This is a genomic window from Nocardioides kribbensis (assembly GCF_015070375.1).
Taxonomy (GTDB): Bacteria; Actinomycetota; Actinomycetes; order Propionibacteriales; family Nocardioidaceae; genus Nocardioides; species Nocardioides kribbensis.
Map to the genome: position 1 here is coordinate 1080965 of NZ_JADCLL010000001.1, position 17052 is coordinate 1098016.

Annotated in this window: 14 protein-coding genes and 1 tRNA gene; 9 read left to right on the forward strand and 6 right to left on the reverse strand. The window is 74.2% G+C overall.

What is annotated here, in order from left to right; all coding sequences use genetic code 11:
• The first annotated feature begins 95 nt into the window (after positions 1–95).
• The 3 genes from IR170_RS04925 to IR170_RS04935 all read left to right on the forward strand — a co-directional run bounded on the left by IR170_RS04925 (position 96) and on the right by IR170_RS04935 (position 2585).
• Entirely contained in the window at positions 96–686 is a 591-nt protein-coding gene (locus tag IR170_RS04925; protein ID WP_193661388.1) for a TetR/AcrR family transcriptional regulator, read from the forward strand.
• Between the two features lie 73 nt (positions 687–759).
• Positions 760–1974: an acetyl-CoA C-acetyltransferase gene (locus IR170_RS04930; RefSeq protein ID WP_056903595.1), complete on the forward strand. Its 1215-nt coding sequence runs from the start codon at positions 760–762 to the stop codon at positions 1972–1974.
• A 92-nt stretch (positions 1975–2066) separates the two neighbouring features.
• Positions 2067–2585 (forward strand): MarR family winged helix-turn-helix transcriptional regulator, encoded by a 519-nt coding sequence (locus tag IR170_RS04935; protein ID WP_200919018.1) that lies wholly within the window; start codon positions 2067–2069, stop codon positions 2583–2585.
• Between the two features lie 25 nt (positions 2586–2610).
• On the opposite strand, the gene ettA is transcribed toward IR170_RS04935, so the two are convergent.
• The 5 genes from ettA to IR170_RS04960 form a co-directional block, all read right to left on the reverse strand.
• Positions 2611–4293, reverse strand: coding sequence for an energy-dependent translational throttle protein EttA (gene ettA, locus IR170_RS04940; RefSeq protein WP_056863723.1), 1683 nt, complete (start codon positions 4291–4293; stop codon positions 2611–2613).
• A 58-nt stretch (positions 4294–4351) separates the two neighbouring features.
• Positions 4352–4774 (reverse strand): single-stranded DNA-binding protein, encoded by a 423-nt coding sequence (locus IR170_RS04945; protein ID WP_251534165.1) that lies wholly within the window; start codon positions 4772–4774, stop codon positions 4352–4354.
• A 142-nt stretch (positions 4775–4916) separates the two neighbouring features.
• Positions 4917–6557: a GTPase gene (locus IR170_RS04950; protein WP_193661389.1), complete on the reverse strand. Its 1641-nt coding sequence runs from the start codon at positions 6555–6557 to the stop codon at positions 4917–4919.
• A gap of 79 nt (positions 6558–6636) precedes the next feature.
• Positions 6637–8403, reverse strand: a complete 1767-nt coding sequence (locus tag IR170_RS04955; RefSeq protein WP_227488412.1) for a dynamin family protein — start codon at positions 8401–8403, stop codon at positions 6637–6639.
• The gene (locus IR170_RS04960; RefSeq protein ID WP_193661390.1) at positions 8400–9521 is read right to left on the reverse strand and encodes a PrsW family intramembrane metalloprotease; all 1122 of its coding nucleotides are present in this window, start codon (positions 9519–9521) and stop codon (positions 8400–8402) included. The genes IR170_RS04955 and IR170_RS04960 overlap by 4 nt, the downstream gene beginning before the upstream one ends.
• A 56-nt stretch (positions 9522–9577) precedes the next feature.
• Here IR170_RS04960 and IR170_RS04965 point away from each other — a divergent pair, with 56 nt between their 5' ends.
• The 6 genes from IR170_RS04965 (at position 9578) to IR170_RS04990 (ending at position 15373) form a co-directional block, all read left to right on the forward strand.
• Positions 9578–11014: an aminopeptidase P family protein gene (locus IR170_RS04965; RefSeq protein WP_193661391.1), complete on the forward strand. Its 1437-nt coding sequence runs from the start codon at positions 9578–9580 to the stop codon at positions 11012–11014.
• 107 nt (positions 11015–11121) lie between these two features.
• Positions 11122–12465 carry a hemolysin family protein gene (locus IR170_RS04970; protein ID WP_193661392.1) on the forward strand — a complete coding sequence of 448 codons (1344 nt, stop codon included), beginning with the start codon at positions 11122–11124 and terminating at the stop codon, positions 12463–12465.
• On the forward strand, positions 12462–13499 hold the full coding sequence (locus tag IR170_RS04975) for a hemolysin family protein (RefSeq protein WP_056863719.1): 1038 nt from the start codon (positions 12462–12464) through the stop codon (positions 13497–13499). The genes IR170_RS04970 and IR170_RS04975 overlap by 4 nt, the downstream gene beginning before the upstream one ends.
• Positions 13500–13512: 13 nt before the next feature.
• On the forward strand, positions 13513–14574 hold the full coding sequence (locus IR170_RS04980) for a zinc-binding dehydrogenase (RefSeq protein WP_319804909.1): 1062 nt from the start codon (positions 13513–13515) through the stop codon (positions 14572–14574).
• Positions 14575–14641: 67 nt separating this feature from the next.
• A tRNA-Arg gene (locus IR170_RS04985) sits at positions 14642–14715 on the forward strand.
• A gap of 40 nt (positions 14716–14755) precedes the next feature.
• Positions 14756–15373: a hypothetical protein gene (locus IR170_RS04990; protein WP_193661393.1), complete on the forward strand. Its 618-nt coding sequence runs from the start codon at positions 14756–14758 to the stop codon at positions 15371–15373.
• Here IR170_RS04990 and IR170_RS04995 read toward each other — a convergent pair.
• Positions 15304–17013 carry a SpoIIE family protein phosphatase gene (locus IR170_RS04995; protein ID WP_193661394.1) on the reverse strand — a complete coding sequence of 570 codons (1710 nt, stop codon included), beginning with the start codon at positions 17011–17013 and terminating at the stop codon, positions 15304–15306. The genes IR170_RS04990 and IR170_RS04995 overlap by 70 nt on opposite strands.
• Between the last annotated feature and the right edge of the window lie 39 nt (positions 17014–17052).

The following is a 17052-nucleotide window of genomic DNA, read 5'->3' on the forward strand; positions in this document are numbered from 1 at the left end:
GTACGCCGCAGCCCCGCGGCCCGCAACGGTGCCGGGTAGTGTCGCCGCTCACCCGCCACACCCACCCGCAGCAACCACCCGCCGCAGGAGCCGCCATGCCCGACCCGACCCCGCGGCGTCGGCAGCTGGCGGAGGCCGCGACCGCCGTGGTCGCCCGCGAGGGCCTGCGCGGCCTGACCCACCGGGCGGTGGACCGGGAGGCCGGGATCGCCGAGGGCAGCTGCTCGGCCTACCTGCGCACCAGCAGGGCCCTGCGGGACGCCCTCACCGAGCACGTCGCCGGCAGCATGGCCGCCGATGTCGAGGACCTCGCGGCGCAGGTGGCCGCGCTGCCCCCGCGCACCGAGGGCGCACCACCCGGACCGGCGCTCGACCTGGCGATGGCCCTGATGCAGCGCTGGGTCGAGCGGCGCGACCTCGTGGTCGTCAGCCTCGAGCTGTCCACCGCCGCCACCCGCGACCCCGCGATCGCCGAGCAGCTCGCGCCCTGGCGCGCCCGCCTCGTCGACGTGGTCGACGCCATCCTGGCCGCGGCGGGGCGCCCCCACAGCACCGAGCGGGCCGACGCGCTGGTCGCGGCCTACGACGGGATCCTCGCCGCCGCCCTCCTGCGGCCCGACGACGAGCGCCGCGCCTGGCTGGCCCGCACCCTCACGCTGGTCACCGACGCGCTCACCTGCGCGTGAGCGCTGGACGAGGGGTCTAGGGTGGATCCGGCAGCATTACCCGCCAGTAACCCACACCAGACCGGAGTCCCGCATGCCCGAGGCCGTCATCGTTTCCGTCGCCCGCAGCCCCATCGGGCGCGCCAACAAGGGCTCGCTCAAGGACTTCCGTCCTGACGACCTCAGCGCCCTGATCGTCAAGACCGCGCTGGACAAGATCGAGGGGCTCGACCCCAACACCGTCGACGACCTCTACCTCGGCTGCGGCCTGCCCGGCGGCGAGTCGGGCAACAACATGGGCCGCGTCGTCAACGTGCTCAACGGCATGGACGCCGTGCCCGGCGCCACCGTCACCCGCTACTGCGCCTCCTCGGTGCAGACCACCCGGATGGCCTTCCACGCCATCAAGGCCGGCGAGGGCGACATCTTCGTCTCCGCCGGCGTGGAGACCGTCTCCCGCTTCGCCAAGGGCACCTCCGACCACATCCCCCACACCGTCAACCCGCGCTTCGACGACGCGCAGTCGCGCACCGCGAAGACCGCCGAGGGCGGCGTGGACTGGCACGACCCGCGCGAGGACGGCCTGCTCCCCGACGCCTACATCGCGATGGGCCAGACCGCCGAGAACGTCGCCCGCCTGCGCGGCCTGTCGCGCCAGGAGCTCGACGAGTTCGGCGTGCGCTCGCAGAACCTCGCCGAGAAGGCGATCGACAACGGCTTCTGGGCCCGCGAGATCACCCCCGTCACGACCCCCGACGGCACCGTGGTCAGCACCGACGACGGCCCCCGCGCCGGCGTCACCTACGACGCGATCAAGGACCTCAAGCCGGTCTTCCGCCCCGACGGCGTGGTCACCGCCGGCAACTGCTGCGCGCTCAACGACGGCGCCGCCGCGGTCGTCATCATGTCCGACACCAAGGCCGCCGAGCTCGGCCTCACCCCGCTCGCGCGCATCGTCTCCACCGGCGTGAGCGGCCTGTCGCCCGAGATCATGGGCCTCGGCCCCGTCGAGGCCACCCGCAACGCCCTGAAGTACGCCGGCATGAGCATCGGCGACATCGACCTGGTCGAGATCAACGAGGCCTTCGCCGCCCAGGTCGTGCCGTCCTACCAGGACCTGGGCATCGACATCGACCGCCTCAACGTCAACGGCGGCGCCATCGCCGTCGGCCACCCCTTCGGCATGACCGGGGCCCGGCTGCAGAACACGATGATCAACAGCCTCGACTGGCACGACAAGACCACCGGCCTCATCACGATGTGCGTCGGCGGCGGCCAGGGCATGGCCCTCATCCTCGAGCGCGTCTGACCCGCCCCGGTCCGCGGCACCCGGCCGGCTCGTGCGTCACGAGTCGGTCTCGGGTGCCGCGGCCGCGGTGCGGCTCTCCTAGACTCCGTCGAATGACGACCGAGCACCGCACCGCGCCCGACAGCGATCCCGTGACGGCCGAGCCGCGCTGGCTCGACCAGTCGCAGCAGCGCTCGTGGCGCGCCCTCCTCGTCGGCCACACGCTGCTCATGGCGCGGCTCGACGACGACCTGCGACGCGGCTTCGACCTGTCGCTGACCGAGTACGAGATCCTGGTGCGGCTCTCCGAGCGCGACGGACGCCTGCGCATGGCCCAGCTCGCCGACGCGATGGCCCACAGCCGCAGCCGGGTCACCCACACCGTCGCCCGGATGGAGCGCGCCGGGCTCGTCGAGCGGGTGTCCTCGCCCGAGGACGGCCGCGGCATCCTCGCCTCGCTCACCGAGCGGGGCCTCGACGTCCTGCGCCAGGCGGCCCCGATGCACGTCGCGGGCGTGCGCGAGCACCTGGTCGACCTCGCCGACGCCGACGACCTCGCCGCCGTCGGGCGGGTCATGAACGTCGTCGCCGACCACCTGGTCGCCGGGCACCCGGAGATGGACATCCGCTGAGCCCGGCGACCCGGTGGGTCGCTCGTCAGTCGCGCGTGAGGCGGCGGTGGGTGACCCGGTGGGGCCGGGCCGCCTCGGCGCCGAGACGCTCGATCTTGTTCTCCTCGTAGGCCGCGAAGTTGCCCTCGAACCAGAACCACTTCGCGCTGTCCTCGTCGTCGCCCTCCCAGGCGAGGATGTGGGTGGCGATGCGGTCGAGGAACCACCGGTCGTGCGAGGTGACCACGGCGCAGCCGGGGAAGTCGAGCAGGGCGTCCTCGAGCGAGGACAGCGTCTCCACGTCGAGGTCGTTGGTGGGCTCGTCGAGCAGCAGCAGGTTGCCGCCCATCTTCAGCGTCAGCGCGAGGTTGAGCCGGTTGCGCTCCCCACCGGAGAGCACGCCGGCCTTCTTCTGCTGGTCGGGGCCCTTGAAGCCGAACGACGCGACGTAGGCGCGCGAGTTCATCTCGAAGTTGGCGACCTTGACGAAGTCGAGGCCGTCGGAGACGACCTCCCAGACGTTCTTGTTCGGGTCGATGCCGCCGCGGCTCTGGTCGACGTAGGACAGCTTGACCGTCGTGCCGACCTTGAGGGCGCCCTCGTCGGGCTCCTCGCCGCCGGTGATCATGCGGAACAGCGTCGTCTTGCCCACGCCGTTGGGGCCGATGACGCCGACGATGCCCGCGCGCGGCAGCGAGAAGGAGAGGTCGTGCATGAGGGTGCGCCCCTCGAAGCCCTTGGTGAGGTGGTCGGCCTCCAGGACGATGTCACCCAGCCGCGGGCCGGCGGGGATGTTGATCTCGGAGGTGTCGATCTTGCGCATCCGGTCGGCCTCGGCCGCCATCTCCTCGTAGCGCGCGAGACGGGAGCGGCTCTTGGTCTGGCGGGCCTTGGCGTTGGAGCGGACCCACTCCAGCTCCTTCTCCAGCATCTTGGCGCGCTTGGCGTCCTTCTGTCCCTCGATCTTGAGACGTTCCTTCTTGGTCTCGAGGTACTTGGAGTAGTTGCCCTCGTAGCCGTGGGCCTGGCCGCGGTCGAGCTCGAGGATCCACTCGGCGACGTTGTCGAGGAAGTACCGGTCGTGGGTGATGGCCAGGACGGCACCGGGGTAGTCCTTGAGGTGCCCCTCCAGCCACTGCACCGACTCGGCGTCGAGGTGGTTGGTGGGCTCGTCGAGCAGCAGCAGCGAGGGCTGCTGGAGCAGCAGCTTGCACAGCGCCACCCGGCGGCGCTCGCCACCGGAGAGGTTGTCGACGATCGCGTCCGGCGGCGGGCACCGCAGGGCGTCCATGGCCTGCTCGAGCCGGCTGTCGAGGTCCCACACGTTGGCCGCGTCGAGCTCGGTCTGCAGGTCGCCCGCCTCGGTCGCGACCTTGTCCTGGTCGGCGTCGGGGTCGCCCATCATCATGTAGAGCTCGTCGAGCCGGGCCATCTTGGCCTTGGTCTCGGCCACCGCCTCCTCGACGTTCTCCAGCACCGTCTTGCCCTCGCTCAGCGGCGGCTCCTGCTGGAGCATGCCGACCGTGGCCTGCGGGTCGAGGATCGCGTCGCCGTTGTTGGGCTGGTCGAGACCGGCCATGATCTTGAGCAGCGACGACTTGCCCGTGCCGTTGGGCCCCACGACGCCGATCTTGGCGCCGTGGAGGAAGGAGAGGGTGACGTTCTCGAGGACGACCTTGTCGCCGTGGGCCTTGCGCACGTTGCGCAGGGTGAAGACATATTCCGCCATGGTCCCCGAGCCTACGGGGTCGCCCGGGCGTCCGGGCACCCCGGGCCCCGCCGGCGGCTCAGGCCGCGACGCCGTCGCCGGCCGCGGCCTCCTCGGCCCCGGCGGCGCCCGAGGCCGGGCGGGGCGTGCGGGCGAAGCTGCTCGTGCCACGGGTCAGGTCGTGGCCGACGAGCACGGCGTCGACCTCCATCGAGGTGACCTCGACGCCCGCGGAGTTGACCCACGACGACGTGGTGAGACGCCCGTGCACCACGACCGGGTCGCCGCGGCGCACCGAGGTCGCGACGTTGTCGGCCAGGCCGCGCCAGGCGTTGACCGAGTACCACACCGTCGGCCCGTCGCCCCACTCCCCCGACCGGCGGTTGAAGCGTCGCGGGGTCACGGCGAGCCGGAAGCCGGCCACCGGCGCCTCACCGGCGTGGCGCAGGGTCACCTCGCCCCCGACCCAGCCCTGCAGGGTCAGCATGGTCTCGTTCAGCACGGCAGTCTCCTCGTCCCTCGGTGGCCGCCGCCTCGGGGCGGCCCGTGGGGACAAGCGAACGCCGCGGCGCCGACCGCCGCAGCGCCTCGGGCCGGGCCTGGGGACGGACGGACCGTCACGCGCCCGTGTGGACGACTCGTGGTCAGCGCTGGGCCGCGTCGAGCCCGTGGCGCAGCCGGGTGTAGGCCGCGAGCTCGGCCTCGACCGGGCGCACCACCAGCTCGGTGGAGACCCCCGAGACCGCCTCGCGCAGCCGCCGGTCGGCGGCCTCCGCGCGACTGCGGGCCGTGCCGGCGACCAGACCGCGGCAGCCCAGGGCGAGCAGCACGCCCAGGGCCACGCCACCGATGAGGAGCACGAGGGGCAGGGCGATGCCGGCGACGGCCACGGTGTCGGGCAGCGAGCCCGACAGCCCGGCGGCCACGCTCCACACGAGTCCGACCCCCGCGGCGAGGAGCAGGAGCCACTGGAGGGCCCGCACCGCCCCGGCCCATGCGGGCATCCGGGCGGCGTCGAGGTCGACGGAGCCGACCGCGGCGTCGAGACGGTCGCCGATCTCCGGCAGCCGGGCCACCGAGGCGCGGCGGATCGACTCCGTCCAGGGCTGCGGGAGCCCGGTCGCTACGTCGTCGACCAGGGCGCGCACCTCGTTGTCGACCCGGGCCCGCTGCACGGCGTTGGCCTCCGGCACCGCCCGGCGGCTGCCGCGCAGCGCCGCGGCGTCGGCACCCAGCTCGAGCCCGAGCCGGGCGAGGGGGTCCTTGCGGAAGCGGTGGGTCCAGGAGACGACCGGCCAGCCCGCCGCGGCCGCGGCGCGCAGGCGGGTCGAGCGCTCGACGGCGTCGACGACGGTGGTGACACCGGCGGCCTCGGCGAGGGCCGACTCCATCGACTCCACGCGCGCCGCGGGCAGGGCGCGCGTGCGACCGCTCCCGCCGGCGGCCTCCAGCCGGGCCGCCGCGGCGCGCACGTCGGCCTCGAGCCGGGTGCGGGTGGCGGCCTTCTCGGAGACCCGCCGACCGATCTCGGCCTTCAGCTCGTCGACCCCCAGGCCCTCGCGGGCGCTGATGCCGATCACGGGCACGCCGGGCAGGCCGTCGGCGTCGAGGAGGCGCCGCACGTCGTCGAGCATCGACTGGCGGCGCTCGACCGGCACGCTGTCGATGTGGTTGAGCACGACGACCATGACGCCCTCGTGGGTGGCGAGCGGAGCGAGGTAGCGGTCGTGGATGGCGGCGTCGGCGTACTTCTGCGGGTCGAGGACCCACACCAGCATGTCGGCCAGCTTGACCAGGCGGTCGACCTCGAGGTGGTGCGCGACCTCGGTGGAGTCGTGGTCGGGCAGGTCGAGCAGCACCACGCCGTCGAGGGCGTTGGACTCGCGCCGCGTGTCGAGCATGGAGTCACGCGTCGTCTGGTGGCGCGGCGGGATGCCGAGCCACGACAGCAGCTCCTCGGCCCCGTCGCTGCCCCACACGCAGGCGGTGGCCCAGGAGGTGGTGGGCCGGCGGACCCCGACGGCGGAGAGCTCCAGCCCGGTCAGGGCGTTGAAGGTGGAGGACTTGCCCGACCCGGTGGCCCCGGCGATGCCGACCACGGTGTGGGTGGCCGAGAGGCGCAGCCGGCCCGCGGCGCGCTCGACGACCTTCTCGGTCTCCCGCACCAGGGCGTCGTCGAGCCTGCCGCGCGCGGCCTCGGCCGCCTCGGCGAGACCCTCGATCCGAGCCCCGATGTCGGTGCCCCGGGTGGCCAGCTTCTTGGCCCCCTCCAGCAAGGACGTCATCTTCTCCCACTCACCCGCACGGTCTCGTCGAACTCCGCCACCACCCTAGGGGGTCGCACCCGCCCGCGTGCGGAGTAGGTCAGGACCGGGGCTGCGCCGCGGAGTAGCGCACGTCGTCGACCCGGCGGGCGGCGACCCGCAGGCCCTCGCCGGCGCCCGGCACGAGCTCGAGCCCTTCGAGCACCGCGACCCAGCGCGCCCGCTCGCCCTCGAGCAGCGTGCGCACGCGCTCCTCGAGACGGCGGCGCGCCCGCTCGGCGAGGCCACGCACGGCCTGCTCCCCGAAGACGGCCTCGAGCAGCTTCTGCCCGAGCACCGCCGAGCCCGAGGCGATGCCGGCCTCGGCCCCCGTCACGCCGCCGGTGCTGGAGAAGACCACGACCATGAGGGCCACCGACAGCCCGTTGACGCCGAAGGCCAGGAAGCGTGCCGTCGAGCGCTTGTCGGCGCCCTCGGCCCGCACCATCGCGAGCACCTCGTCCTGCCACTCGCGCACCGACACCTCCGCGCGACGCCGCAGGTCGCGCGAGGCGCGGCCCAGGTCGACGTCGGGCCGGTCGAGCAGGCCCTGACCGGCGTTGAGCTGCTTCCAGGCGGTCTCGGCGCGCTCGGCGGCGGCCTCGGCGTGCTCGAGCACGAGCATCTCCAGGCCCGACTCCACCGCCACCGTGACCCGCTCGGCCTGCTGGGGCTTGCCCTTGACGGCGTTGACGACGCGGTCGCGGATCCACCCGACGCGGTTCTCCAGCGAGCGCAGCAGCTCCCCGGTGCCGACGAACTCCTGCCAGCGCGCGAGGATCTCGCCGCGCAGCAGCGTGCCGTCGGCGGTGGCGGTGGTGGCCGCGAGCACCGCGGCGTCGTAGGCGCGGTCGACGTCCTCGCGCAGGGTGCGGGCGGCGGCGAGCTGCTCGGCGGCGGCGTCGGCCACCGGGTGCACGCGGTGCGTGAGCGCCCGGATCGCCCCGTCGAGGGTCTGCTTGACCACCGCGGCCCGGGCCTCGGAGTCGTGGGCCAGCGAGTCGAGCCAACCGCGGATGTCGGCCACGTGCGCCGGCGGGAGCAGGCCGGCCTCGTCGACCGGGCCCTCGTGCACGATGAACATCGGCGAGTCCTTCAGACCCCGCGAGGCCAGCATCCGGGCCAGGTGGGCCGCGACCGTCTGCACCGCCTCGGGCGGGGTGCGGTCGAGCACGATCGCCACCGCGGTGGCGCGGTCGGCCGCGCCGCGCAGCGAGTCCCACGGCACCTGGTCGGCGTAGCGGGCCGCGGAGGTCACGAAGAGCCACATGTCGGCCGCGGCGAGCAGCTGGGCGGCCAGGGTCCGGTTGCGCTCCTCGACCGAGTCGACGTCGGGCGCGTCGAGGATCGCCAGGCCCGAGGGGATGAGCTCGGAGGGCACCAGCTGCAGCGCGTCGGGGTCGTCGGTGCTGTGGGCGACCCGGGCGAGGTCGGGCAGGAGGCGGTCCTGGCCGAACCACTCGGCGTCGTCGGGGTGGTGCACCAGCACCGGCGAGCGGGTGGTCGGGCGCAGCAGCCCCGGCTGGGTGACGCGGGTGCCGACCAGCGAGTTGACCAGCGTCGACTTGCCGGCGCCGGTCGAGCCGCCGACGACGGTCAGCATCGGCGCGTCGATCGTCATCACCCGCGGGATGACGTAGTCCTCCAGCTGGTCGACCATCTCGCGTCGCGCCGCCCGCTGCGCCTCCACGCCGGGCACCTCCAGGGGCAGCTCGGCGGCCTGGAGGGCACCCCGCAGGCGCACGAGCGCGGTGAGCATCTGGGCGTCGTCGGATCCGCCGCGGCGGGGGCCGCCGGGCGTCGCGCCGGGGTCGGTCGGGGCTGTCATCGGGTCGGAACCACCTGTCCTGGAAAGGCGATGAACGGCCTGACGGCGCCGATGCGGGCGACGTAGTGCTGTCCTCGTGCTGCGAAGTCTGGCGGTGGGGTGCCGCGCAGGAAGCGGTGATGGAGGAAACCGAGCTCGATCGCCGCCTGCTGGTAGTCGCGCATGGCCCGCTCGGCCTGCGCTCCCCCGCGCCGGCGGGCGAAGGCGCGGGCCTCGCGCCGGGCCCGCAGGTCGACGACCCACCCGATGTCGGTGGCCGGCACCAGCCCGCGGCTCGCGGCGTCGCCGAGGGCGGCGGCGAGCATGCGCGACTCCCGGCTGCGCGCCCACACGGCGAGGACCAGCAGGCCGACGAGCGCCGGGAGCATGAGCACGACGTAGACCACGACGAACCCGCCGAAGCCGTAGAGCGTCGAGCCGTTCCACACGCCGTGCGCCACGACCGCCAGCGAGAAGCCGACCACCGGGGCGACCACACGCACGGCGCCGTGGCGCGAGCCGACCGCGAGCCCGACCCCGATGCCGGTGAAGGCGGTGAAGAGCGGGTGGGCGAAGGGGCCGAAGAGGCAGCGCAGGACGAAGGTCGTGGTCAGCGCCTCGGTGCCGCCGGGGCCGGTGCCGTCGGTGCCGTCGTAGGCCGCCGCGAGGTAGAGGATGTTCTCGACGAAGGCGAAGCCGACGCCGACCATGCCGGCGTAGACGATCCCGTCGAGGACGCCGTCGAGCTCCGCGCGGCGCCACCACAGCAGCAGCACGAGGAAGGCGCCCTTGGTCGCCTCCTCGGTCAGCGGAGCCACCACCGCCAGGCTGGCGACGTCGGTGAACCCGACGACCAGCCCGCCGACGCCCTGCACCAGCAGCGCCGCCGCGGTGGCCACGAAGCCGCCCCACAGCAGGCCCAGGAGCAGCAGGGCCCGCGGCTCGGGCTCGTAGCGGTCGAGCCAGAGGTAGCAGGCCACCAGGGGCACCACGGGCAGGGCCGCCAGCGCGGTGGCCAGCACGAGCGACGAGGGCGCTCCCGACAGGGCGATCACCAGCAGCACGGGGAGCGCGCCGAGCACCACCAGCACGGTGACGAGCACCGTGAAGGCGACACTGTCGCGACGGGCTCCGGGCATGGCCCGCAGCCTATCGGGCAGCCGCTCCGCCCTCCCTCGGCGCGTAGGGTGAGCCCATGAGCGAGGAGACCACCAGCCCCGAGCAGACCGCGACCGCGACGCCCGCCACGGAGTCGCACGACCCGGCCGTGCCCGAGGCCTACGCCGCCTTCATGCGCACCGGCTGGGGCGACCGCGAGCTCGACCTGCCGCTGCACCCCGTGGCCGCCCTGGCCGCCCAGCGCCGCACCCGGCTGGCCGAGGCCTTCCCGGGCGAGCGGCTGGTGCTCCCGGCCGGCGGCTTCAAGGTGCGCTCCAACGACACCGACTACCGCTTCCGGCCCGACACCGCCCACACCTACTTCTCGGGCAACCAGACCAGCGACGCGGTCCTGGTGGTCCACGACGACGAGCACGTGCTCTACGCCCGCCCCCGCTCCTCGCGGGACACCGACGAGTTCTTCCGCGACCGGCAGTACGGCGAGCTGTGGGCCGGTCGCCGTCCCTCGCTGCACGAGATGTCGTCGTCGCTGGGCCTCGAGGTGCGCCACATCGACCGTCTCCAGGGCGACCTGACCCAGGGCACCACCAAGACCCGGGTGCACCGCGGGGTCTCCCCCGCCGTCGACCGGATGCTGGCCGCCGAGACCGCCCTCGAGGACGACCTGGCCCGCGTGGCCTCCGAGCTGCGGCTGGTCAAGGACGACTGGGAGGTCGCCCAGCTGCAGGAGGCGTGCGACATCACCACGCTCGGGTTCGAGGACTCGGTGCGCGAGTGGCCCCAGGTCAAGGAGTACGGCGAGCGCTGGATCGAGGGCACCTTCTTCCGCCGGGCCCGCGCCATGGGCAACGACATCGGCTACGACTCCATCGTCGGCGGCGGCCGCCACGCCACGACGCTGCACTGGATCGAGAACTCCGGGCCGATCACCCCCGGCGAGCTGGTGCTCCTCGACATGGGCGTGGAGGGGAGCAACCTCTACACCGCCGACGTCACCCGCACCCTGCCCGTCGACGGCCGCTTCACCACCGTGCAGCGCGAGCTCTACGACCTCGTCTTCACCGCCCAGCAGGCCGGCATCGACGCGCTGCGCCCGGGAGCGCGCTTCCTGGTGGCCCACGAGGCCGCGATGGACGTGCTGGCCCACGGCCTGGAGGACATGGGCCTGCTGCCGGTGAGCGCCGAGGAGGCGCTCGACCCGCAGAGCAAGGTCTACTCGCGCTGGACCCTCCACGGCACCAGCCACATGCTCGGCATGGACGTCCACGACTGCGGCCGCTCCTCGGTCGACGTCTACCCCCGCGGCGACCTGGCCGAGGGCATGGTGCTGACCGTGGAGCCGGGTCTGTACTTCCAGGAGGACGACCTCCTCGTGCCCGAGGAGCTGCGCGGCATCGGCATCCGCATCGAGGACGACATCCTCATCACCGCCGACGGCTCGCGCAACCTCTCCGCCGCGCTGCCGCGCTCCTCGGGCGACGTCGAGGACTGGATGGGCGGCCTCATCGGCTGAGCCGCCGCGGCCCGTTAGGCTGGGCCCACCATGGATGACACACCACGAAGTCCGAACCCTCCTGACGACCATGTCCCGAGCCCTGGGGATGTCAGGAGGTGGAGCGCGTGAACGAGTGGTTCATGCTGGGCATCGGCCTGGTCCTGACCGTGGGGACCGGGCTTTTCGTCGCCTCGGAGTTCGCCCTCGTCAACCTGGACCGGCACGACCTCGAGAAGCGCCAGGCCGGCGGTGAGCAGCGCCTGGGCACCACCATCAAGGCCCTGCGGATCACCTCGACCCACCTGTCGAGCGCGCAGCTGGGCATCACGCTGACGACGCTGCTGACCGGCTACACCTTCGAGCCGGCCGTCAGCTCGCTGCTCGAGGAGCCCCTCGGCGGCCTCGGGGTGCCCGACGCCGCCGTCGTCGGCGTCGGCGCGGTCATCGGCATCCTGCTCGCCACCCTGTTCTCGATGGTGATCGGCGAGCTCGTGCCCAAGAACTTCGCCCTCGCGGTGCCCCTGGCCACCGCGAAGGCCGTCGTACCCTTCCAGGCGGCGTTCACCACCGTGTTCAAGCCGGTGGTCATGCTGCTCAACAACACCGCCAACGGCCTGATCCGCTCCATGGGCGTGGAGCCGCAGGAGGAGCTCAGCGGTGCGCGCAGCGCCGACGAGCTGACCTACCTGATCCGTCACTCCGCCTCGGCCGGCCTGCTCGAGGAGGACGACGCGACGCTGCTCGACCGCAGCCTGCGCTTCACCGAGCGCGACGCCTCCGACGTCATGACCCCGCGCATCCGGATGTCGTCGGTCGAGGCCGGCGCGAGCGCCGCGGAGGTGATCGCGGTGGCCGCGGCCACCGGTCACTCCCGGCTGCCGGTCATCGAGGAGGGCCCCGACGACATCGTCGGCTTCCTGCACGTCAAGGCGGCCTTCGCCGTCGACCTCGAGGCCCGCGGCTCCACCACGGCCGCCGACCTGATGATCGAGCCGCTGCGCGTGCCCGAGACCCTGGGCGCCACCGCGCTGCTCGACCAGCTGCGCGGCGGCGGGCTCCAGATCGCCGTCGTCACCGACGAGTACGGCGGCACCGCCGGCATCGTCACCATGGAGGACCTCGTCGAGGAGCTCATCGGCGAGCTCGAGGACGAGCACGACCGCTACCACTCCGCCCTGACGCGGCGCGGCCGCTCGATCACCTTCGACGCCACCTGGCGTCCCGACGAGCTGCTCAGCCGCGCCGGCGTGGCCGTGCCCGAGGGCGAGGACTGGGACACCGTCGCGGGCTTCCTGTCCGCCGAGCTGGGCCGCATCCCCGAAGCCGGCGACGAGGTCGTCGTCGACGGCGGCCTGCTGCGCGTCGAGCGCGCGGAGGAGAACAGGGTGACCCGGGTGCGCTACGTGCCCGACGACCCGGTGCCCGCCGACCCGGTCCCCGCCGACCCGATCGCCCAGGAGCACGCATGAGCGAGTACCTCCCCGGCCTCGTCTGGCTGGTCGTCCTGCTGGCGGGCAACGCGTTCTTCGTGGGCGCGGAGTTCGCCGTGATCTCCGCGCGCCGCTCGCAGATCGAGCCGCGCGCCGCGGCCGGCAGCCGTGCCGCCAAGACCACCCTGTGGGCGATGGAGCACGCGACCCTCATGCTGGCCACCAGCCAGCTGGGCATCACCGTGTGCTCGCTGCTCATCCTCAACGTCTCCGAGCCGGCGATCCATCACCTGCTGGAGTACCCCCTCGGCCTCACGCCGCTCACCGCCGACGTCATCAGCGTCGTGGCCTTCGTCATCGCGCTGCTGCTGGTGACCTACCTCCACGTCGTGCTCGGCGAGATGGTGCCCAAGAACCTCGCCTTCTCCGTGCCCGACCGCGCCGCGCTGATCCTCGCCCCGGCGCTGGTCTTCGTCTCCCGCGTGGTGCGGCCGCTGATCTGGACGCTCAACGCCATCGCCAACGGCGTGCTGCGCCTCTTCCGGGTGGAGCCGAAGGACGAGGCCACCAGCACCTTCACCCTCGAGGAGGTCGCCGGCATCGTCGAGCAGTCGCGCCGCGAGGGCACCCTCGACGACGCCCCCGGCCCACTCACCGGTGCCTTCGAGTTCACCGACAAGCTGGCCGCCGACATCGAGGTGCCGTTGGCCGACCTCGTGCTCCTGCCGCCGTCGGCGACCCCGCTCGACGTGCAGCGCGCCGTCGTCCAGCACGGCTTCAGCCGCTACGTCGTCACCGACGAGTCGGGCGAGCCCGTGGGCTACGTGCACATGAAGGACGTCATGGAGCTGCCGCTGGACGACTTCGAGGTGCCGGTGCCGGCCAAGCGCCTGCGCCGCCTCGTGGCCATCCCCCGCGAGGTGGAGCTCGAGGACGCCCTGTCGCGCATGCGCCAGCACGGCTCGCACGTCGCCAAGTCGGTGGACGCCGACGGCCGCACCCACGGCCTGCTCTTCCTCGAGGACGCCATCGAGGTGCTCGTGGGCGAGATCAACGACATGACCGCGGCCTGAGGCGGGCCGCCCCGTGACCTCGCCGGACGTCCCCTCGATGCGGGCCGCCGTGATCACCCACCACGGCGGCCTCGACGCGATCGAGCTGCGTGAGGTCGAGCTGCCGCGACCCGGCCCCGACGACGTGCTGGTCCGGGTCGCGGCGGCCGGGTGCAACAACACCGACCTCTGGACCCGTGAGGGCTCCTACGCCGCCTCGGCCGAGGACCCCGACGCCCGCGGCGGCTGGCTGGGCCCGCTCGACTTCCCGCGCGTGCAGGGCGCCGACGTGACCGGCACGGTCGTCGCGGTCGGCAGCGGCACCGCCCCCGACCTCGTGGGCGCACGGGTGCTGGTCGACCCCGCCCTCTACGCCGACCCGGGCCCCGACGCCGCCGTGGTCGACGTGCTGGGCAGCGAGCGCGACGGGGGCTTCGCCGAGCACGTCGTGGTGCCCGCCGCGTGCGCGCACCGGGTCGACGACTCGCCCCTGTCCGACGTGGAGCTCGCCGCGCTGCCGATCGCCTACGGCACGGCCCTGGGCATGCTCGAGCGGGGCGGGGTCGGCGAGGGTCACACCGTGCTGGTCACCGGCGCCTCCGGCGGGGTCGGGCTCGCGGCGGTGCAGCTGGGCCGCGCCCGCGGCGCGCGCGTCGTCGCGGTGTGCAGCGGCAGCAAGGCCCAGGCCGTCCGCGCCGCCGGAGCCGACGTGGTCGTCGACCGGGGGCGCGGGGAGGTGCTCGCCGACGCCGCGGCCGCCGCCCCCGAGGGCTACGACGCCGCGGTCGACGTGGTCGCCGGGCCCTTCCTCGCCGAGGGCCTCGACCTGCTGCGCCGCGGCGGCCGGTGGGTCGTGGCGGGCTCCCTCGACGGCTGGGCCGTCGGGCTCGACGTACGCCGGCTCTACCTGGCCGACCTGTCCCTGGTCGGCTCGACCATGCACACGCGGCGGGTCTTCGCGGCCCTGGTCGACATCGCCCGGCGCGGCCTGGTGCGACCCGTCGTCGCCGAGACCTTCGCCCTCGAGGACCTGGCCCTCGCGCAGGCCCATCTGGCCGAGCGCGGCCACGTCGGCAAGATCGTCGTCGTGCCCTGACCCGGTCGCGACCGGGTGGCCGCGCCGGTGCGGCATACTGACGCCCGACCGGCCCGGGCCGGTCCACGCCTCCGTAGCTCAGCTGGATAGAGCAGCGGCCTTCTAATCCGCCGGTCGCAGGTTCGAGTCCTGCCGGGGGCGCCCCGTCCACGGACCCGACCCACCCCTCTCGGAGGCCACGGTGCTGCGCACTCCCCCCGCCGTGCTCGTCCCTGTGCTCCTCACCGCGGTGCTCGCCGGCCTCGTGGCGCCCCCGGTCGGCGCGCTGGCGCCGCAGCCCACCTCCGTGTCGCGGCAGGACCCGGCCGGCGACCTCGCCCAGACCGCCGCCGACGACACCGTGCTGCGCCCCAGCGTCGACGTGCGCCGCGTGGGCTTCCGGGCCGCCGAGCAGCCGCGGGCCCTCGTCGGGCGCGTGCGCTTCGAGGACCTGCGCACGCTGGTGCACCCCGGCGGGCGCCGCTACAGGCAGTACCTCAGCGTGCTGGTCTCCGGGGTCGCCCCCTCCGACATCGCCTACGTCATCACCCGCACCCCCTCCGCCGAGGGCCCCATCGCCACGCTCGTGGCCGGCGACGCCGCCGCCGACTGCACGGGCGACGCCGTCACCGTCGACCTGGCCGCCGACACGATCGGCTTCCGGCTCCCCGTGCGGTGCCTGGCGCGCGCGGCCGACGGGGCCGACGTCGACCAGGTGCGGCTGCGGGTGTGGAGCCGCGGGGTGAGGGCCTACGCCGACGGCGAGGACCCGGTCGGCCTCGACGTCACCCGGCGCACCGCGGCGCTCTCGCTGCCCTGACCGGCCTGCACCCGCACCACCAGCACGACCACGTCGTCCTCGGTGTGGCGCTCCGACCCGGCCACCAACCGGTCGCAGAGGGTCTCCACGTCGAGGTCCTGCTGGCCGTGCAGGAGGTCGGCGAGGCGTCCCAGACCGACGTCGAGCGGCTGGTGTCGGTGCTCGACGAGGCCGTCGGTGCACATGACCAGCGTGTCGCCCGGCGCGAGCAGCACCTCGTGGTCGGCACGCGCGGCGGCCGGGTCGAGGCCGAGCAGCAGGTCGCTGCGGTGGTCCAGCAGCCGCACCCGGCCGTCGGCGCCGAGCAGCAGCGGCGGCGGATGTCCGGCGTTGGACCAGCGCAGGGAGCGGCCCTGCACGCCGTCGTGGTCGACGGGGGGCCCGAGCCGCGCGACGACGGCGGTCGCGGTGGTGTCGAGGCCGAGCCCCTCGAGCGCCTCGTCGAGCAGCGACAGCACCCGCGACGCCGCGGCCCGCGTGGCGTAGGCGATCCCGCGCAGCAGGTTGCGCGCCTGCCCCATGAGGGCCGCGGCGTCGCGGTCGTGGCCGGCGACGTCGCCGATCGCGACCACCAGGTCGCCGTCGGGCAGCACGAACGCGTCGTACCAGTCCCCGCCGATGCTGGCCTGCTCGCCCGCGGGCTCGTAGCGCACGGCCACCGCCACGCCCGCGGGCTGGGCGGGCGGGGTCAGCAGGCTGTGCTGGAGCACCTCGGAGAGACGGCGCTCGTCGGCCACCGCCCGACGCTCGGCCTCGAGGACGGCGACGGCGTCGAGGGCGCGCTCGACCGCGCGCGCCACGAGGGCCAGGAAGGCGAGGTGGTCGGGGTCGGCGGCCAGCGCCGGGGGGAGGCGTACGACGAGGTGGCCGCCCCGCTCGCTGCGCGCGCCGGTGACCCGCACCGGCAGCCAGGCGAGCACTCCCCCGTCGACCGGCTCCAGCAGCGGACGGTCGCCGTCCCACGGCGCGGAGGGGGCGGCCGGGAGCACGGGCGCGCCGGCGCCGGCCTCGTCCACGGCCTCCGCGGCGGGGGTCGAGCGCGGCAGCCGCAGCGCGAGCGCGGGCAGGTCGGCGGGGTCGCCGGCGAGCACCTCGGCGGCGCGCTGCGCGACCTGGGTCGCCGAGGCGGAGCCGCTCAGGGCGATGCCGAGCTCGGAGAGCAGGGCCAGGCGCCGGGCGTCGACGACCTGGCGGGTCGTCTCCACCGAGATGTCGACGACCCCCTCGATGACACCGGCCGCGGAGCGGACCGGCGAGTAGGAGAAGGTGAAGTAGCAGTCCTCGAGGTGGCCGTGGCGCACGAGCGGGATGAGGGCGTCGGCGCTCCACGTGGCCTCGCCCCGCGTCGCCTGCTCGAGCAGCGGCGCGATGCCGTCCCACGCCTCCGGGAACACCGTGCGGGTCCGCTCGCCCAGGGCGGCGGGGTGCTTGTCGCCGATGAGGGCGACGTAGGCCTCGTTGTAGAGCAGCACCAGCTCCGGGCCCCAGATCAGCGTGATCGGGAAGCGGCTGCTCCACGCCGTCTCGAGGGCCTGGAGCAGGGTCGGGCTCCACGTGGACGGGTCCCCGACGGGCGAGCGCGACCAGTCGACCGCGCGGTAGGCGTCGGCCAGCGCACCGGCGTGGGCGAAGGGGTCCATCGGCTCAGGCTAGGCAGACGCGCGGGCGTCCCGGCCATC